This window comes from Pseudomonas sp., assembly GCF_049301935.1.
Taxonomy (GTDB): domain Bacteria; phylum Pseudomonadota; class Gammaproteobacteria; order Pseudomonadales; family Pseudomonadaceae; genus Aquipseudomonas.
In genome coordinates this window covers 1-17,882 of the sequence record NZ_JBAQLP010000098.1, presented here as the reverse complement: position 1 = coordinate 17,882, position 17,882 = coordinate 1, and the positions used below count along the sequence as shown (strand labels likewise).

17 protein-coding genes are annotated in these 17,882 nt (G+C 56.6%); 5 read left to right on the top strand and 12 right to left on the bottom strand.

What is annotated here, in order from left to right; all coding sequences use genetic code 11:
• From WA145_RS13000 to WA145_RS12960, 9 genes are read right to left on the bottom strand one after another with little or no spacing between them, the layout of a single operon-like run.
• On the bottom strand, positions 1-1,671 hold the full coding sequence (locus WA145_RS13000; RefSeq protein WP_422581981.1) for a hypothetical protein: 1,671 nt from the start codon (positions 1,669-1,671) through the stop codon (positions 1-3).
• Positions 1,664-3,016: an NAD(P)/FAD-dependent oxidoreductase gene (locus WA145_RS12995; protein WP_422581980.1), complete on the bottom strand. Its 1,353-nt coding sequence runs from the start codon at positions 3,014-3,016 to the stop codon at positions 1,664-1,666. The genes WA145_RS13000 and WA145_RS12995 overlap by 8 nt, the downstream gene beginning before the upstream one ends.
• A complete protein-coding gene (locus WA145_RS12990) occupies positions 3,009-4,001 on the bottom strand; it encodes a lysylphosphatidylglycerol synthase transmembrane domain-containing protein (protein ID WP_422581979.1) in 993 nt (330 codons plus the stop codon). The genes WA145_RS12995 and WA145_RS12990 overlap by 8 nt, the downstream gene beginning before the upstream one ends.
• Positions 3,998-4,999, bottom strand: coding sequence for a glycosyltransferase family 2 protein (locus tag WA145_RS12985; RefSeq protein ID WP_422581978.1), 1,002 nt, complete (start codon positions 4,997-4,999; stop codon positions 3,998-4,000). The genes WA145_RS12990 and WA145_RS12985 overlap by 4 nt, the downstream gene beginning before the upstream one ends.
• Before the next feature lie 45 nt (positions 5,000-5,044).
• Entirely contained in the window at positions 5,045-5,785 is a 741-nt protein-coding gene (locus tag WA145_RS12980; RefSeq protein WP_422581977.1) for a class I SAM-dependent methyltransferase, read from the bottom strand.
• Positions 5,782-6,879, bottom strand: a complete 1,098-nt coding sequence (locus WA145_RS12975) for an acyltransferase family protein (RefSeq protein WP_422581976.1) — start codon at positions 6,877-6,879, stop codon at positions 5,782-5,784. The genes WA145_RS12980 and WA145_RS12975 overlap by 4 nt, the downstream gene beginning before the upstream one ends.
• Positions 6,876-7,862 (bottom strand): glycosyltransferase, encoded by a 987-nt coding sequence (locus WA145_RS12970; protein ID WP_422581975.1) that lies wholly within the window; start codon positions 7,860-7,862, stop codon positions 6,876-6,878. Before WA145_RS12970 ends, WA145_RS12975 begins: the two co-directional genes overlap by 4 nt.
• A complete protein-coding gene (locus tag WA145_RS12965) occupies positions 7,859-8,782 on the bottom strand; it encodes a glycosyltransferase (protein WP_422581974.1) in 924 nt (307 codons plus the stop codon). Before WA145_RS12965 ends, WA145_RS12970 begins: the two co-directional genes overlap by 4 nt.
• 15 nt (positions 8,783-8,797) lie before the next feature.
• The gene (locus tag WA145_RS12960) at positions 8,798-9,541 is read right to left on the bottom strand and encodes a sulfotransferase family protein (protein ID WP_422581973.1); all 744 of its coding nucleotides are present in this window, start codon (positions 9,539-9,541) and stop codon (positions 8,798-8,800) included.
• Between the two features lie 131 nt (positions 9,542-9,672).
• On the opposite strand from WA145_RS12960, the gene WA145_RS12955 reads away from it, so the two are divergent.
• The 5 genes from WA145_RS12955 (at position 9,673) to cysC (ending at position 16,385) form a co-directional block, all read left to right on the top strand.
• Positions 9,673-10,428: an ABC transporter permease gene (locus WA145_RS12955; RefSeq protein WP_422581972.1), complete on the top strand. Its 756-nt coding sequence runs from the start codon at positions 9,673-9,675 to the stop codon at positions 10,426-10,428.
• 8 nt (positions 10,429-10,436) lie between these two features.
• Positions 10,437-11,195, top strand: coding sequence for an ABC transporter ATP-binding protein (locus WA145_RS12950; protein WP_422581971.1), 759 nt, complete (start codon positions 10,437-10,439; stop codon positions 11,193-11,195).
• Between the two features lie 66 nt (positions 11,196-11,261).
• Complete coding sequence (locus tag WA145_RS12945; RefSeq protein ID WP_422581970.1) at positions 11,262-14,654, top strand: glycoside hydrolase family 99-like domain-containing protein; 3,393 nt, start codon at positions 11,262-11,264, stop codon at positions 14,652-14,654.
• A gap of 70 nt (positions 14,655-14,724) precedes the next feature.
• Positions 14,725-15,711, top strand: a complete 987-nt coding sequence (locus WA145_RS12940) for a glycosyltransferase family 2 protein (RefSeq protein WP_422581969.1) — start codon at positions 14,725-14,727, stop codon at positions 15,709-15,711.
• A gap of 32 nt (positions 15,712-15,743) precedes the next feature.
• A complete protein-coding gene (gene cysC / locus WA145_RS12935; protein WP_422581968.1) occupies positions 15,744-16,385 on the top strand; it encodes an adenylyl-sulfate kinase in 642 nt (213 codons plus the stop codon).
• A gap of 40 nt (positions 16,386-16,425) precedes the next feature.
• Here the strand turns inward: cysC and WA145_RS12930 are convergent, their stop codons facing one another.
• From WA145_RS12930 to WA145_RS12920, 3 genes are all read right to left on the bottom strand, one after another.
• Positions 16,426-16,728, bottom strand: a complete 303-nt coding sequence (locus WA145_RS12930; protein WP_422581967.1) for a type II toxin-antitoxin system RelE/ParE family toxin — start codon at positions 16,726-16,728, stop codon at positions 16,426-16,428.
• Positions 16,716-16,973: a type II toxin-antitoxin system Phd/YefM family antitoxin gene (locus WA145_RS12925; protein ID WP_422581966.1), complete on the bottom strand. Its 258-nt coding sequence runs from the start codon at positions 16,971-16,973 to the stop codon at positions 16,716-16,718. Before WA145_RS12925 ends, WA145_RS12930 begins: the two co-directional genes overlap by 13 nt.
• 138 nt (positions 16,974-17,111) lie before the next feature.
• Positions 17,112-17,555, bottom strand: a complete 444-nt coding sequence (locus WA145_RS12920; protein WP_422581965.1) for a cupin domain-containing protein — start codon at positions 17,553-17,555, stop codon at positions 17,112-17,114.
• Between the last annotated feature and the right edge of the window lie 327 nt (positions 17,556-17,882).

Here is a 17,882-nt window from a genome sequence, read left to right as displayed (position 1 = left end):
TCAGTGCATTCCTGAAAGATGGTTGGGGTAACTCTTGTGCAACGCATCTGCGAGCGCGGGAGGCACATGGCTAATCGTGCAACGCTTGATGGTATAAAAACCTTCATTAAATAGTGGCTGGTCACAGACACTGTCCAGATACTGGGGAATGGGGCAAGTACCGATCGACTTGTGGAATGCCCACTCCATTTCACTTATCGCGAAACGAAACTGCAGTGGGTTCGCGAGTTCGGTCATCTGTCCCGCATGAGCAGCGCCGGACTCTCGTTCGCTATTGAGAGCATCACTCAGAAGCAGTACCACATCCTTGAGGGGCTGATCCTCTGGGGCCGCGTAATCGAGCAAACGCGACACAGCCCAATTACAACCGACCAACGGCCCCTCTTCGCCGCGAACCGAAGCCGCGCGAATAAAGTTTTTCTGTGCGGCCAGCGCATCTGCAGGAGCGGTCTTGAACAACGCAAGCCCGAGTACAGTCTCCTTCTTTGCAGGTGGCAGCATAACCACAGCAACAGCCAATGCGGCCGGCACCAACCAAGAGCGCAGCCGCAGCGACAGTAACAGCGCAAGGATCATGCAACTCAAAATGATCGCGATCCTGGCGTATCGAGGAGCGCCCGTGGAAATGCACATGAACCAGATCCAATGGGCAGACGCCGCCCCCGCTAGCAGAAAAAGCAGCAGCGCGTAGCCCTTTACCTCGCGACGAAACGCCAGAACAAGCCCCGTGATCAGTGGCAGGCAGAACAACGCAAAAACCCAGCCCCCTGCCCACCATTGTGGGATCTCGAAGGATCGGACCAGCCCCGAGAAATTTCTCTGAGCCACGCCCCACATATAAGCGAATAGGTCATCAGCCTGGTACAGGCCATCAATACCAGAACCAAAAGCCTTGAAGAACTGAGCATCGAAAATCGCGCGTTGAGCCCTCACCTCTTCAGAAAGAGCACTCAACACATGCGCCTTGTAAAGCAGCCACGGTAAAAGAATGCAGCCGGCCCCCAGAAACAACGGTCCCAACAAACGGACTAGTCTGAGTGGTGTTCCCTGTATCCAGGCGCGCCCCAGACACCACAGCAGCGCAGCCAGCAACCCCAGAATCGCTATTACCCCGTATAACTTGCTCAGCAACGTCAGCCCAAGCAGGACACCCGCCAGCACCAGCGCCTCACCACCGGACTTGCGTTCGAGCACGCAAACCAGCAATACCGATACGGCAGCAACCGCTATCGGGATAAAGCCGTCACCGACAAACTCGCTCCATGCACGGGTATCGTAGAGTCCAAGAAACACGAGGGTGGCAATCACCACGGCAAGATACTGACTGGTACTATCGGTCAAACGGCGTAGCGCCAACCCATAAAGCAGTAGGCCTGAGAGCATCAACAGAACGTTACTCAGCGCCGGAATCCACAGCTTAACGCCGAGGAAGTTGATAAGAACGGCCGCAGGGAGCAATAGCGTTGGCCCGGATGTAACCGTGCTGTTGAACGGTACTGTCGCGTGGTAGTCCGTGACCCACCCCTTGCCGTCGGCGATATTCCGGGACACCGCAGCGTTGTAGGCGTCATCGTAGACAAGGGGCTGCTGAATAGCACTGAACACCAACGCCGCCGCGAACCATGCAAAAAAAAGCGTAGCCACAACATCCCAATACAGCCTTTTACTCATTGCTCGCCCCCTCACATCGGGCGGCTGCTCCTATCCGCGCAGCAATTTCGCGGCCGATACGACGGCCTTCACGTACTGCATAGTTGGTGCCACGGTCCTCTGGATACACCTGTGCCATCGAACAGAGATGCAGGCCAGAAACCGGACTTTCCAACCCTGCCAGCAACTCGCTGTAGTGTTTTTCCACCACCGGCTGAGACCAGCGCGCCTTCCACAGATGTGCCTTGATCACCCACTCTGCCTTGAACTCGGGGAACATACGCTGCAGGTACGGCAGCGCATACTCAAAGAGCAACTGTGCATCCATCGCATATAGCGCATCTGTATAGGGCAGATACCTGGAGAGATACACAATGTGTCGACCGCCATAGCTGGCCGTCGATTCGAAATTGGTATGCTCGATCACACCGACGAACGGAAAATCCGGATCATTTACGTTCAGCCAGTAGGTATCCGAAAGCGATTTTTTAAGCTCCAGCACCAGGCAAACATTTGCCAGGTACTGGATCCGTCGTAACCGCGCAAGGTAATCAGCGGCAGCCCAGCCCTCAACCATTTCCGCGGCGATCGGCAGTGCCGTAGTTACCACCACTTGAGCGGTGTGGATATCCCGGGAGTTCGTGGATACACGCCAGCCGCCCTGATCCGGCTGTACCCCGACCACTTCCTCGCCAGTGATGACCTGCCCGCCCAATTGCCTGATCCGCTCCGCCAGAGCTTCAGCCAACGCAACGAAACCGCCCTTGTAGTATGCCAATCTTTCCTCGCCACCTTTGCCGCGGCTACCGCCCCGCAACTTCAGTTTGTTCCAAAACCAGACGGCTGATATGCGCTCGCTGGCTTCGCCGAATTTGCCTTTCAGGAGCGGTTCCCACACTACGCGGTAAACTCGTTCCCCACCCAGCTCGAGCAACCACTCACTGGCCGTACGGTTCTCCAGCGTGGACCAGTCACGCACCCTGCGCGCACGCAGCGCCAGCAGTCCCAGGCGGATACGATCTAAAAAAGGAAGTGGAGTGAATCTGAGGAGGTCCCAGGGCGTGGAGAGGCGGTAGAAGTTGTTGGCGTAATACATTCCTGTATTGGTCGGATTAATGGAAACCCGCCCGGATTCACCCAACTCATCAATCAGATCCATAATGTGGCGATCATTGGTGAACCAGTGATGATAGAAGCGATCAAGCCTTTCCCCCCCGACATCAAAGGCAGCGGCCAGGCCACCAAGCTCTTGCTCGGACTCGAGGACGGTGACGGCCACGCCCTGCTTGGCCAGTTCATACGCTGCAGAAAGCCCCGAGAAACCGCCCCCAACCACCACCACGCCTTCTTCGTGTGCCCTATTCAATTTTCGCTTCCTTGGAGAGAACCAGTTTCTTCATGGGAGACATCAATAAATAACATCCCCCTATCATGGTGACCGGAAGCCACAGCATGAGATGTACCAACAGGGCATAAGCTGCAGAGGCCAGGAAGTCATTTCCCGACAAGTGCATGGCCTGCATGGTGAAGTAATCAAAAGTGCCCACATAGCCTGGCGTACTGGGAATCAGGGTTGCCAGGGTTCCCACTGGCAACGCCAGCCAACTGGCTTCGGTCACCGCAAGCGCCGACAATCCCTTGGCCAGACACCAATACACACCGCCCTCCGCGCACCAAGCCAGCCCACTCCAAAGCAACAACCCGGCGGCAGTGTTACGCCGGGCCAGCTTTCCCAGCATCCGCTCGACCTGTTCGACCTCGGGTGCCACTCTCGCGCCAAGCCGAGGTAACCACCTGACCAGCAAGCGAACGCCAAGGTGCAGTAGGCCCGTGAGCAGCCCAGGGAACAGCAGCAACGACAAGGCCCCGGACGCCAACAGAATCAGCGCCAGGGCGCTTACACCCAGTAATCGGTTGACCCCGATACCCGATACCTCGATGGCCACCCCCAGCAATAACAGGATCAATATCAGGTCGAGCAGTCGCTCGACGACCAAGGTCGAAAGCGTAAGTGTTGGGCTTACCCCCAACTGCTGACTGAAGGCAAACGCTCTGGCCACATCTCCCAGCCGAAATGGCAGAACATTGTTCAGGGCGAAGCCCGCCATAAATGGTCCGGCACACTGCTGGCAGCTTATTGCGGGATTCTCAATCGCGAGCATCTGTCGCCAGCGGGCAACCCGTGCCGCATATCCAAGCAAGAGCAGGGCGAATGCACCGACCAACCATCCTGTATTGACCGATGCGATGGCACTCATCAGCCGTCCAAGTTCGATCTGGCGCAGGAACATGAATGAGAATATTCCGGCAACAATCAGGCCCAGAAGAGGCTTGAGTATCCGCCCCTTCATTGCGCGGTGGCCGTCGGGTTCCGTAACGAGCTAGGCTCCTGTACCGAAAACCCTACGTACTCCTGCACCACATACATAGGCCTGCGTTTGACTTCTCTGTAGATGCGCCCCACGTATTCCCCCAGAATGCCGAGGCAGATCAACTGACCTCCACCGAGAAATAGCACAGCGATCATGATCGCCGTCCAACCCTCGATCCAGATGTTGGTAAATATGCGTAACGTAAGCGCATAAACGATGCCGGCCAATGCCAATAACGCCGAGAACATGCCAAAGCCAATAGCGATCTGCAGCGGTTTGGTAGAGAACGACAAGATTCCGTCAACGGCAAAGCGGATCATCTTGCGCAGCGGATACTTGCTTTCACCCGCGAACCGGCTGGCACGCTTGTATGGCAAGGCGACCTGCCTGAACCCCACCCAGCTCACCATGCCGCGAATAAAGCGATCGCGCTCAGGCATCGCACGCAAGGCGTCAACTACAGGCCTGCTCATCAACCTGAAATCACCTGTGTCGAACGGAATCGCCACATCGGAAAGGTGGTTGAGCAACCGATAGAACGCCTTTGCGGTTGTTTTCTTGAAGAAAGACTCGCCTTCACGCTCAGTACGTGTGCCATAGATAACGTCGAAGCCCGCTCGCCAGAGCTCAATCATTTCATGTATGACTTCCGGTGGGTCTTGCAGGTCGGCATCGATCAATACGACCGCATCACCGCGAGCAGCATCAATACCCGCACTCACTGCAATCTGATGACCGAAGTTACGGGCAAAACCGACCACCCGGACACTAGCGTCGAGCTGAGCTCTGGCTTTGAGTATCGCTCGCGTATTATCGCGACTACCATCGTCGACGAATATCAGCTCGACGGTAAAGCCTTCAAGCTGGTCGCAAAAAGCTGCAAGCCTGTTGAGCGTTTCGCCTATAACCGCTTCCTCATTGAAGCAGGGCACCACAACCGACAACAACGCATTGCCTATCCCAGAACGCTCGTTCATCTTTGAAATTCTCGATTTGGTTGAATCGCTATCGCTTTGGGCAAGTCAGGTGGGCTGTCCCTGCAGTCGCTTCAATTTTCGAGTGTTTTCTAAATGCTTACTGGCATGTACATAGAACGCTCGCAGCCGGACGTCACTCTCCGCGCCTTTATCGAACAACAGCTTTAGCAGTTCTGGATCATTACTGCGTTCACCGCCCGGTTTACGCAACACACCAAGGCCAAACCCATGATTGAAGGTGAAGGTTTCATGCTGGCCGCGAATCTCGTCCCAGAACTTCCAGGCCCCGAAATCCTGCAAGCGCGCCTGCACATCATGGAAGAGGATAATGCCGCCGGGTTTTATCTTGGGATACCAGTTGGCGAAGTCTTCGCTCACTGCCTCGTAGGTATGGAAGCCGTCTATATGCAGCAGGTCGATGCTTTCTTCATTGAAATGCTGCAGGGCATCCTGGAAGTACATGCGCATCAAATAGGAAAAACCATGGTAGTTCTGACGGTTATGGTTATTCACTGCGTTAAACACCGACTCGTCATATTTATCGGTGTGCTCGTCGCCCTCAAAGGTGTCGATTGCATAGCACAGACCGTCGATTTCATTTTCCTTCATCGACTGGCAGAAGGTGAAATAGGAGAGGCCCTTGTGCGTGCCCAGCTCCACCAGCATCTTCGGGCGCAGGGCCGCTACCAGATCGTAGCCAAAGGGTAGATGATCGACCCAGGTACTGAACACCATATGCAAGGGTTCGAAGCGGCGAATCGACGGCGGCATATAGACGAGGCTCATACTTTATATCCTTGCGAGACTGGTGCTGGAATCAACTTATTTTTAAGGGATAGCGAGGGCTTTTCTATGGTCCAGTATAAGAACTGGGCTGTAACGAGAGATAGGGCAATAGCCAGGAAGGTCGCTAACTCGGGCGCAGCAATATTGCCATGTGTTAAAACCAAGTAAATAATCGGCATATGTATCAGGTATAACGAAAACGATATTTTACCAAAATATCGAGTTATTCGATTATTAATAAAATTGTCATCAGGAGCACGGCGCATCAGCATGACCAACATAATGCCTCCCCAGATGCCAGCCTCTGGCAGAACATACCAGGGCGACTCCCATATATAACGCTCCGGGCCAATTTTTGCCGATGGTACAAGCACAAGTATCAAGCACAGCATAAGAATCAACAAGAATATACTTGCTTGTTTCTCTGGAATAACCATTTGGCTTTTCTTATAGGCAAGTGCTATTGCCGTGCCGACTAAAAAAGCTGGCATCTGACCGAAAACGGATAAGATCATCCTGTACTTAAATTCGAATCCCTCGTTACCACTAGGGCCAAGCACCTTAAGTACGATACACACGTAGACGACCACCAGGGTCAGCAGTATGCAAATGCCCAGCACTCTACTTGGGGCGCAGCAGGTCAAGTAAAATAGTATTGGCATCAGTATATAAAACTGAATTTCAGTACTGAGGCTCCACCAGACTGTGCTGAAGTAACCCACATCATAGGCGCTAGCCGTGAAAGTCAAGACAGGCAATAACTGCTCGAACTGCTGGGTAATGACAAGTCCTGCACATGCAACGAAATAATACGTAGGCAAGATACGGATAGCACGCTGCGCCATATAGACTCTGAGCGAAGGTAGCTGCCCGGTAGGTAAGTTTTCAATAAAGGGGCGCGTCACCAAAAAACCACTGAGTAGGAAGAACAGTGTGACGCCAGTATTGCCGGCGAACAGCAGCGCTAAGATAAATACGTCACCTTCCATTATTTTTTGGCCAGAAAGAATTGTCCAGCTGTGATAGAAAAGCACAAGTAGGATGGCGAGACCACGCAAGCCGTCTAGGCTGCTAATTCGCTCGGCAGGTTTCATGATTGAGGTGACGGGTTTAGTGATTTAGTGCGCTCATCGGCATACATATCTTTATTCAGCGCCGCCCAGCGTTGTGCTCTTTGTATTCCGCGCTCGACAGAGAACTGCAGGTAACGCAGGGCTTCAGCAGGCACCTTGCCCAGCAAAACTGGTTCTATCTTCGGTGAGCGGAAGGGCTCTCCGAGCAACTCGGTGAGCTGTTCGCGTTGGCGTTGCAGGATGGCGTCGCGTTGGGCCACTTCCGATGTGGTGACCCCGCCATGCAGTTGGTGGAAAGAGCCTTCGCCCGCGAGCATGAACGCGCGGGTGCGTGGGTACATGGCGGCCTTGCGGTAGATGCAGAGATTCAGTGCGCCCCCGCCCGGCAGATCAAAGCGCTCATCGGCCTGACCGATCTCGCGAAATACATCCGCGGCCAGGAACAGGCAATTGCACTCCATAAAGGGGTGGAAGATCCCATTGGGGTTGGCCCCGCTCAGGCAGGAGATGTCGAACAGGGCATAACCGTTGTTCTGCCAGTCGATTTCGTCGAGCAGACGCTGTTCCTGTTCCTCGCAATAGCCATGAGTCAGGTGGAACTGCTGCTCGTTTTCCCCGAGGTGGTAACCCGGCACCACGACCATGGCATCGGCCGTCATGCGCAAGGCCATCAACGCATAGTGCACAACCCCAGGCGTCACCATCCGCGCCCCATCGATCATCAGGCCGATAAAGCGACCGCGCACCTGGCTGAAAGCGAAGTTGATGGCCGCTGCAGGTGAAACTCCTGGCTCATCGCGCAGAAAATAGCGGAAGTTTCCCGGCAGACGGGCGATGGCCTCGGCGTCCATGTTTCGTTTTGAACGGTTCTCCACCAGTATCACTTCATAGTCGTCGGCGTCCACGCCCTGCTGATAGGCCGGGCTGAGGCTGATCAGGGTATTGAGCGCCTGGCGTGGCATGTCGTAAGCGATGACGATAATCGACAGCAGGGGTTGGCTCATTGCGGTTGAACCTTGTCCAGGGAGTGACGGATAAAGCGATAGACGCTCGGGTGCGGCGTGCCGAAGAGTATCGGCCTGACATTTGGCGGCGCTCGGTCATCGCCGCGCAAGGCCCGATCCTGGTCATCCAGCTGTTTGTAGATGACGTCGCGCTCGGCTTTGCGCGTGCCGGTCGTAACGCCCCCGTGGAACTGGTGGAACGAACCTTCGCCGAACAGCATATAGAAGGCCGTACCCGGTGATTCGAGCAGTCGTTTGTAAAGGTCGAGGTTGGCGTTGCCGCCGCCAAAGTCGTTGTAGCGGGTATCGACACCGCCCAGCGCCTTCCACTTTTTGGTGGGCATGGCGATAAAGTTGCTCTCGTAGTTGGACTGGAAAAAGCCCCCCTGACAGGAGCCGCTGAGGACGGCAATATCGAACAGGCTGTAGCCGTCCTGAGGCCAGGCGATGCTTTTCAGAAGCTCAGCCTCGGCCTGCTCGTTATACCCCTCGTTGACGGCTACCTGCTGCAGCTTGTGGCCAATGTGGTAGCCCGGTGCCGAGACCGCAGCCTGTGGGTCGGCCTGAAAGGCGCAAAGCGTCAGGCGCACGACGCCTGGCGTCAGCATTCGCGCGCCGTCGATCATGATGGCGACATAACGCCCCCTGGCTTGTGCTGCGCCAAAGTTGATCGCGTTGACCGGGCTGCGCTGGCTTTCCTGGCGATGGTAATAGCGCACATTGGATGCATGCTGGCACGCGCGAGCCGCGCCGAGCAGTCGATCCGAGTGGTTTTCCACCACAATCACCTCATAGTCCTTCTCGCGCACGCCCTGCTGGTATGCAGGGCTCAACGAAAGCAGGGTTTTCTCGGCCTGGTCGGGCATCTTGTAGACGATCACCACGATTGACAGTTTGGGCCTGGGGCGAAATAGCGACATCGAGGTCTCTCCTAATCAGCGGGCGCAGGCGCAAAGTTCTTGATAAAGCGCTTCATGCTCTCGCGGCAGGGGTAATGACTGCTGTTCATGGTGCTTGAGTTCAGCGCTGAAGAAGCGCTCCTCGACCAGCGGCGCAAGCGCCATCTGTTGCAAGACGACATTCAGCTTGTCATGCAGCGTGGCCTCATCCTCGTCGAAGCACAGCAACGGGAAGGCGAACTCCTGCTGCAGCTGCAGCAGCTTCTCGTTGTACGCCTTCCACAGTTTCAACGCCTGCTCCAGAGGCATACCGCCGCGGGCGGCGAGTGACTGAGCGACGGCTGTCGGGTGGCGGAATATGCCGACAAACTTGAGATCCGGAATCAGATCCAGCCAGCCGTCCACCACCAGCAGGGAGCGCGGATCCTTGAAACCCCAGCGCGGTACACCCTGGTAATCGGCAATTAGTTGTTTAGCCTGATGTCGCTCCTCCGCTGTCCACCTGAGTGGCTCGGTCGGCGGGTTGTCCCAGGCGCAGCCGCGGGCTGCCAGCAGAGCGTCATGGAATGTGACGATCTCCAGGTTTTCCCGATTGCCTTTGAGGTTGTGCGGGTTCCATGCGCTATGTTTGCCTAGCTCGAGTCCGGCTTGCTGCAGTGACCCGGTCAGAAAGCTGGTGCCGCTGCGATGCATGCCCACAACCATGACGGGGGCGGCCGGCTGGGTGGGCAAGGGCTTGGATGATTGGACGCGTGAGAGCAGGGTCTGAATAAACCGCATGTAAAGCCTCTTGTTGTCAGCGGCAGGGCCATTTGTCGGAAAGGGTGTGGGTAAGACTTGCGGGTATCTTGCTGAAAAAATACCGCATTGTGTTTAAATGAGCGCCCTATTTCAATCAGGCCAGCATCTAGATGAACTACCGGGAAATTCTTTGGTATGGGGTTTATAGCGAGCTGCGCACGGAGATTGCCAGGCGCTTTCTCGGCTTTCTCTGGTGGATCATTGAGCCGATCATGTACATGGCGGTCTTCTATGTGGTGTTCGGCATGGCCCTGCGCCAGGGCGGTGCCGATTATGTGCCATTTCTGCTCAGCGGCATGATCGCCTGGAAGTGGTTCGATGGTTCGGTACGCCAGGCCAGTGTGTCGATCCCGATTAATGCCGGCCTGGTGCAGCAAATCTATGTCCCCAAGTTTCTATTTGGTCTGATCCAGATTTTCAGCAACACCTTCAAATTTCTGATCGTGCTGTTTCTGCTGCTGGTATTTCTCCTGCTGACGGGCAAGGTGCCTTCGGTCGAGTGGCTGGGTTTGGTGCCGGTGATCCTGACGCAGTTGCTGCTGATCATCGCGGTTGGCCTGTTGCTCGCTGCCGTGATTCCCTTCGCACAGGACCTGAAATTGGTGGTCGACAACCTGCTGATGCTGATGATGTTCATGTCCGGGATCTTCTTCAGCGCCGACCAGGTTCCGGAGTCCATGCGCGCAGCATTCGAGTTCAACCCCATGGTGCTGCTGATTTCGGCCTATCGCGACGTGTTGCTGCATAACCAGTGGCCGCGGTGGGGTGCACTTGGCTACTGCGTAGCGCTCGCTCTGCCAATTCTGGGCGCGGCACTGCTGATCCTGCAGCGCAACGAGCGCCGCTACCCGAAACTCCTGTACTGAGGCCAGCCATGAGCAAGCGGCAATTGATCCTCGAGGCACATAATGTCGGGCTGTCCTATCGGCAGCGTACCGGCGTGCTCAAATACCAGAAGTTCTGGGCACTGGAAGACGTTAGTTTCACCCTCAACGCGGGCGAAACACTCGGCATTATCGGGGCCAACGGGGCCGGCAAAAGCACCCTGCTGCGCATGATTGCCGGAATTACCGAGCCTGATCGCGGTCGGCTCTGGCGTCAGCCCGGCATGACCGCCAGTTTGCTGGCCTTGAGTGTTGGCTTCAAACCGGAGTTGTCTGGGCGCGAAAACGTGATCATCGGTGGCCTGTTGCTCGGTCTCAGCCTCAAGCGGGTACGTGCCCTGATCGACGATATTCACAGGTTCAGCGAACTCGGCGATTTCTTCGAACGACCAGTGGGTACCTACTCGACGGGCATGCGTGCGCGGCTTGGTTTTGCCGTCGCCATCCACGCTGACCCGGACATCCTGCTGATCGACGAAGTACTCGGGGTCGGTGATGAGAGTTTCAAGGTGAAATCGCATAACGCCATGCGGCAGAAGATTCGTGACAAGAAGACCGTGGTGCTGGTTTCGCACAGCATGGAGGCGATCCAGTCGCTTTGTGATCGTGTGGTCTGGGTGCATGAGGGGCGCAGCATCGCCTGCGGCCCCGCCGACGAGGTCATTGATCTTTACCTGCAAGCTATTCGCTTAGCCGTAAAGTTGGAGCAAGCGAAGGAGCGCGAGGCTAAACGCCAAGCATTTGCCTAGATCTGCCCCCGAACAATCCGCCCCCATAGCAAGAAAGGCTATAGACAAGGCCTGGTTGAGGTACTCATGAGCATTGAGTGTACGAAGATCATCATCGTTCTCGGTATGCACCGCAGCGGTACAAGCGCCATTACCCGGGCGCTGGAAACCCTGGGTGTAAGCCTAGGTGGCAACCTGATGCCGCCTGCGGCAGGCAACAACGAAAAAGGCTTCTTCGAAGACCTAGACATCCACGACTTCAATACCCGTCTGCTGACCGACCTGGGTAGCGCCTGGGACCGGCTCGATCCATTGCAGCCAAGCCAGTTGGCTGACGATATACTCGCTACCCGCCTTGAGGAGGCGACCCAGCTGCTGTGTGGCAAGCTGCAAGGCCCTCAAGTTTTCGCCTTCAAGGATCCGCAGACTGCACTGCTGCTGCCTTTCTGGCAGCAGGTGTTGCTGCGCCTGGCGGTCGATGTGCGTTACCTGATTTGTTTGCGCAACCCGCTCAGCGTTTCGGCATCCCTGCACAAGCGTGATGGTATCGACCTGACCAGAGGTCACCTGCTCTGGGCCAAGTATCAACTGGCTGCGCTACGCCATACCGACGGGAAGCCACGTCTGCTTGTCGACTACGACGCCTTGATGGAGCAACCGCAGCAGCAGTTGCAACGCATTGCCAGGGCATTCGAACTGCCTGCGCCCGAATCGGATCCGCAAGCGCTGGCGAGCTTCTGTCAGGAGTTTCTCACCGCCGGGCTGCGGCATAGTCAATACAGCGAAGCGCAACTGGCTGATCCGAGCAAGGTTTTGCGCCAGATCCACACGCTGCACGCCCTGCTGCGCCAGGCCGCCGATGACCGTCTCGACCAGCAGGCGGTCAGCACCCTGGCCAGCGATGCGCTACTGGTTGAACAGTTGGACGAGTTGCAGCCGCTCAGCCTATCCGTTGACCGGTTGGACCAGGAGCGTTTGCGTCTACATGACCTGCTCGGCCATCGCGACTGTGAGTTGACGCTGCTTGGCAATAAGCTCGAGCACCGCGACTGCGAGCTGACACGTCTTGGCGATGAGCTCGAACACCGCGACTGCGAACTGGCACGCCTTGGCGATGAGCTCGGATGTCTTGATGACGAGCTAAATCGCCTGCGCGATGAATTGGGTGGGCTGCGTACACAGCACAGCATTGTGACGGACGAGTGTCGTAACGCCTGGGCGATGCATGACCAGGCATTACGCGACAAGCAAGAACTTGGCAACGAATTGCTGAGCAGTCTGCAGCGTCAGGCGGAACTTCGTGAAGAGATCGCCCGGGTCTATGCCAGCAGCTCCTGGCGCATGATGCGACCGCTGCGCGGCCTGCGCCGGCACTACCGCAACCCGCTACTGCTGCTGCGCAGCCTGGCCTCCGAAAGCATGCGAGCCCTTTGGCAGCTGTTGCCGTTCTCCACGGTGCAAAAGCAGCGGCTCAAAGGCGCGGCATTCACCTATGGCCGTGTACTTTTCGCCAGGACTCAGACCTATCGCAACTGGCAGTGGATGAACGCTATTCCGACAGAAACGTCGTTGCCGGAGAGTCGCGAAGCGCTGGTGCTTATCGACGAGCCTGTTCAGCAGGTGCGGCGACTTCAAGCTGTAGCTCCGATCGAGCCTCCCGCACGCCTAATCGCCTTCTATCTGCCGCAGTTCCACCCCATCGAAGAGAACAACCAATGGTGGGGCGAGGGCTTCACCGAGTGGACCAATGTGAAACCCGCCCAGCCCCAGTACCTGGGTCATTACCAGCCTCACGTGCCAGGTGATCTGGGTTATTACGACCTGGAAGAGGTCGAAACCCAGCGTCGTCAGGTGGAGTTGGCCAAGCTCTATGGCCTCGGCGGTTTCTGCTTCTACTTCTACTGGTTTGCCGGCAAGCGTCTGCTCGAGAACCCGCTCGAACAGTACCTGCAGAACCCAGACCTCGATCTGCCGTTCTGCCTGTGCTGGGCCAACGAGAATTGGAGTCGGCGCTGGGATGGCCTGGACAGTCATGTCCTGATCGGACAGGACCACTCGGCCGCAGACGATCTCGCCTTTATCGCCTATGTCGCCAAGTACATGCGTGACGAGCGCTATATCCGCATCGACGGCAAACCGCTGCTGCTGGTCTATCGGCCGGGCCTTTTGCCCGACGCCAAGAGCACCACCCAGCGTTGGCGTACCTGGTGCCTGGAGAACGGCCTCGGTGAGATATACCTGGCCTACACCCAGTCGTTCGACAGCGTGGCACCCGCCAAGTACGGCTTTGATGCCGCCATCGAGTTTCCCCCCAATGCTACCCAGCCGCCAGCGGTGACACACAAGATCGAACCCCTGAGCGACGATTTCGCCGGTCAGGTTTTCGACTGGAGTATCTACCCCAAGCGCAGCACCAACTATGCCCAGCCGCCCTACAAGCTGTTCCGCGGTGTATGCCCCGCCTGGGATAACACCGCCCGCCGCAAGAACCACGGCACATCCTTTATCAATAGCTCACCGCGTGGTTATCAGGAATGGCTGTTCAACGCTATCCAGGACACCCTGCAGCGCAATGCGCAGGTCGACGAGCGACTGGTATTTATCAACGCCTGGAACGAATGGGCTGAGGGTGCCCATCTGGAGCCTGATCAGCGCTATGGCTATGGCTATCTGGAGGCTACGCGCATGGCTAGCCTGCGCGTCAACCTGCAGCAATACAGTGCACCCGGTATCGCACCACTCAAGCTGGCCGTACTGATTCATGCCTATTACCCGGAGGTGTTCCGGGAAATTCTCGATTATCTACAGCAGGTTGAGGGTATTGCACTCAAGCTCTACGTTTCCTGCCCGGGGGAATGCTCGCGAACGATTGCCAGCATTCTTGAGGGCTGTAGCCACGACTACCAAATCGAGCAGCTGCCCAACCACGGTCGTGACGTGTTGCCGTTCCTCAAGTTGCTGCCCCGTGCCATTGACGAGGGTTTCGAATACATCCTCAAGGTCCATACCAAGAAGTCCACTCATCGCGCAGACGGCGACGTCTGGCGACGCGACCTCTACGACAAGTTGTTAACCGAGAAAGCCATGCGCGCTGCGCTGGACACTTTCGCCAGCTCTCCCAGCACAGGCATCCTTGGTCCTGATGGGCACCTTGTACCGATGAGCTTCTACTGGGGTTCGAATGCCCATGCGGTGGAAAAACTGGCATGCCGGCTGGGTATACGACCCGGCGACCTCGCTGACCTCAATTTCGTTGCCGGCACCATGTTCTTTGCCAAGGTTAGGGCTTTACAACCTCTGCTCGGTCTTGCATTGGGCGACGAGGACTTTGACGTCGAGACCGGCCAGGTTGATGGCACTCTGGCCCATGCTCTTGAGCGCGCCATGAGCATAAGTGCTCTAGCCGCCGGCCTCGGCGTACGCAGTGGTACAGCGTTGGTCGTTCAGCGTGACTACGCCTACGCCGAGGCCACGTCTTGAGTGCTGACGATAATCAACACAAGCACCTGCTCTTGAACCGTCCTTAGCAGATTCAAACGAGGGCAGCGGAATGTTCAATGATGTCATTCACGAGGTGGACGACTTGCGCTATGTCGGGGTCCCGGATAACCGTGTAGAGCAACCTCGGGTGGTGATACTGATGGCCACCTACAATGGTGGTAGATACCTCGATGAGCAACTGCGCTCGATTGCCCTGCAGACGTATCGCAACTGGTTGATTGTGGTTTCGGACGACGGTTCCAGCGACATCACTCTGGAAACCGTCGAGCGCTGCCGTCGCCGGTTCGGCGACCAACGCGTGCGCCTGCTCAAGGGCCCGGGTCGTGGTTTCGCCGCCAACTTCCTTTCGCTGTGTTGCGAACCGTCCATAGACGCCGAGTTCTTCGCCTTCTGTGACCAGGACGACATCTGGCGGCCACACCACCTGGAGCGTGCACTGGCCTGGCTGCAGGACATCCCGGCCGAGCGTCCGGCTTTACACTGTGGCCGTACCAATCTGATCGGCGACTCCGGACTGTCATTCGGCGCATCGCCAATATTTGGCAAGCCGCCAACCTTTCACAATGCGCTGGTGCAAAGTCTCGCCGGTGGCAACACCATGGTCTTCAATGCCGCGGCCAGGAACCTGCTACTCGAGGCAGGGCCGCAGGCTATCGTGTCCCACGACTGGTGGGTGTACATGCTGGTCAGCGGCGCGGGCGGGCAGATCTGCTATACAACCGAGCCATCGGTGGACTATCGCCAACACGGTGGCAATCTGATCGGTGCCAACACCGGCTGGCGGGATCGCCAGCATCGTATCAAGCGCATGCTGGCCGGCCACTTCAAAGGTTGGAATGAGCTCAACCTGGCTGCGCTCGAACAATGCCAGGCGCTGCTTACCGAACCTCACAGACAAGTCATGCATCGCTTTGCCGAGGCTCGCCGGGCGCATCTGCCACGGCGCTGCCTAGGGGTTTTGCGCTCCGGCGTGTACCGCCAGACCTGGCTCGGCAATCTAGGCCTGGCTGCCGCCACCTTGCTGGGTAAGTTATGAGCACGTTCAGGCGATATGACGAGGAGTTAGAAATGAACCAGAACACTAGCGCCGGGAACCTGGTCTGGCAGGCTGCCAGCGTGACTCCGGAAGCTCGGGTGCAATTGCTCCGGCAACGCCCGGTGACCCTATGGATGACGGGCCTGAGTGGTGCGGGTAAATCGACCTTGGCGTTTGCCCTGGAAAAGCGTCTGATCGAACTCGGGCATGCCTGCTTTGTGCTCGACGGTGACAATGTGCGTCACGGCTTGAACGCTGACCTGGGGTTTTCTCCTGAGGCTCGTACAGAGAACATTCGGCGTATCGCCGAGGTTGCCAAATTGATGAATGCTGCCGGGTTGATCGTCATCACCTCGTTTATCTCGCCCTATTGCGAGGATCGACACATGGCGCGCGAGCTGATCGGCGTAGAAAAATTCCGTGAGATCCATATCAGTACGACCCTGAAGAGCTGCGAGCAGCGCGATCCGAAGGGGCTTTATCAAAAGGCCAGGGCAGGGCTGATTAACGAGTTCACTGGAGTATCAGCACCCTATGAAGTACCAGAGGACCCTTGTTTGAGTCTTGACACCTCTGAACTTCAGGTCGAACAGTGTCTACATTTTCTGTTGGGTGTGCTCCGGCCTTTTATTAACGAAACTGCGGGCCAGCAAACGGCTAAGGGGCGGGCTTGAGCCTATCCCGGCGAAAGAGGTGAGTGATTTGAAGCAATTGTTAGCTATTTCCAAGCATATAAGCGCGAAGCTGGCGTTCTTCTCTCATAACGAAGAGGATGAAAAGCTGTTCGCCATCTTCACGATAAAGAACCCGGCAGGGTGGTGCCACTAGCTCTCTATAAACGGAGTTTGGCAGCTCTGGCGGAGTTCGACCCGATTGGGGAAAGCTTTCCAGACGTTTGGTTTTTTCGAAAACAGCGCTGACTAACTGGCTTGCTGCGGTGGAATTATCTAGGGCAATGTACTCAGCGATGGCTTCCAGCTCTTGGAGGGCGGGCTCCGTCCAGATTACTTCAGCCATTTGCTCATTTTTTCCTTGGCCTCACTTTGGGTGTACGTTCTTCCTTCAAGTACAGCGCGCTCTCCACGTGAGAGCCCGTCAAGCAGTGCCAGTCGGCGTTGCATGAACTCGTAATCCTGTACATCGACGAGATACGCAGATGGTTGGCCATGCTCGGTGATCAGTACCGGCTCCTTTGAAACATGCAGATCTGCAAGGATTTTCGTGGCTTGGCGCTTGAGATTGGTGACGAGCTCAACTTTCATGATGGCACCCTAGATAAGATGAAAGTGATACTATAGTGTCACTCTTGGGGTGGCGCAAGCAGAGCTAACGGTTCGGTTCAGGGCGGCCTCGCGAAGCGAGGACGTCCCATGGAACCGATTGTTGGGCGACGAGGAACATCAGATGTGAATCGCGAGGCCGTACCTACCACCCACTTGGGCCACCTTGCTGACTTCCGGCGGGCCCGGCGGAAGTTCGCGATCCAGTGCCGAAAACATCTGAACTGCTTTGCTTCCTGTTCCTGTGACCTCCAGCATCTCGCCGCCTCCGGGGCCAAAGCTGAAGGCATGAACCGTACCGGCTGGCACGTGTATCAGCGTTCCTGCAAAACACGTCGTGGTTTGGCCGCCGCATGCAAATTGAACCTGGCCCTTGGTTATGTAAAACGACTCTTCCCAGGGATGGCTATGCGGCGGTGGGCCAGCGCCCTCGTCACCCGCCTGGAGCGTGACCTGCTGACTTTGGGAAACTGCATCTGGAACAAGGACGGTGATTTTTACGCCTACGACGTTGAGCGGCGGGTCCCGATCGCCTGGCTTCACGACGAGCAGTTTGGGCTTCATGGCTTTGCCTCCTATGCAGTCTGACCAATACGTAAGGTGCTGCTGTAGGTACTTTGCGCTCGAAAAAGGGCCTTTGACCAGAAAAGTATCTCGTAGCTCCGCCGAAGCCTGCGTCGCCCAACGGTTGGCTAAGGGGCGGGCTTTAGCCCGTACCAGTGAGCGCAGCGAACGTTTTGAACCAGTTGTTAGATGCTTTGTGTGTAAGCGTCCGGCCAACACACCTACCTGACAGCGTCGTCTAAGGCGATGGTGTCCACCTGATTTTAAGTGGACACCATTTTTAGCCTTTTTAAGAGGACGCTCATGCAACAAGAACGCCACACCTAT

Coding starts and splice junctions, on each gene's coding strand:
- WA145_RS12980 (WP_422581977.1), bottom strand. CDS start 5,785: ATGAGCCTCGTCTATATGCCGCCGTCGATTCGCCGCTTCGAACCCTTG.
- WA145_RS12925 (WP_422581966.1), bottom strand. CDS start 16,973: ATGAAAGTTGAGCTCGTCACCAATCTCAAGCGCCAAGCCACGAAAATC.
- WA145_RS12950 (WP_422581971.1), top strand. CDS start 10,437: ATGAGCAAGCGGCAATTGATCCTCGAGGCACATAATGTCGGGCTGTCC.
- WA145_RS12955 (WP_422581972.1), top strand. CDS start 9,673: ATGAACTACCGGGAAATTCTTTGGTATGGGGTTTATAGCGAGCTGCGC.
- WA145_RS12945 (WP_422581970.1), top strand. CDS start 11,262: ATGAGCATTGAGTGTACGAAGATCATCATCGTTCTCGGTATGCACCGC.
- WA145_RS12975 (WP_422581976.1), bottom strand. CDS start 6,879: ATGAAACCTGCCGAGCGAATTAGCAGCCTAGACGGCTTGCGTGGTCTC.
- WA145_RS12940 (WP_422581969.1), top strand. CDS start 14,725: ATGTTCAATGATGTCATTCACGAGGTGGACGACTTGCGCTATGTCGGG.
- WA145_RS12920 (WP_422581965.1), bottom strand. CDS start 17,555: ATGAAGCCCAAACTGCTCGTCGTGAAGCCAGGCGATCGGGACCCGCCG.
- WA145_RS12990 (WP_422581979.1), bottom strand. CDS start 4,001: ATGAAGGGGCGGATACTCAAGCCTCTTCTGGGCCTGATTGTTGCCGGA.
- WA145_RS12965 (WP_422581974.1), bottom strand. CDS start 8,782: ATGTCGCTATTTCGCCCCAGGCCCAAACTGTCAATCGTGGTGATCGTC.
- WA145_RS12960 (WP_422581973.1), bottom strand. CDS start 9,541: ATGCGGTTTATTCAGACCCTGCTCTCACGCGTCCAATCATCCAAGCCC.
- WA145_RS12930 (WP_422581967.1), bottom strand. CDS start 16,728: ATGGCTGAAGTAATCTGGACGGAGCCCGCCCTCCAAGAGCTGGAAGCC.
- WA145_RS13000 (WP_422581981.1), bottom strand. CDS start 1,671: ATGAGTAAAAGGCTGTATTGGGATGTTGTGGCTACGCTTTTTTTTGCA.
- WA145_RS12985 (WP_422581978.1), bottom strand. CDS start 4,999: ATGAACGAGCGTTCTGGGATAGGCAATGCGTTGTTGTCGGTTGTGGTG.
- cysC (WP_422581968.1), top strand. CDS start 15,744: ATGAACCAGAACACTAGCGCCGGGAACCTGGTCTGGCAGGCTGCCAGC.
- WA145_RS12970 (WP_422581975.1), bottom strand. CDS start 7,862: ATGAGCCAACCCCTGCTGTCGATTATCGTCATCGCTTACGACATGCCA.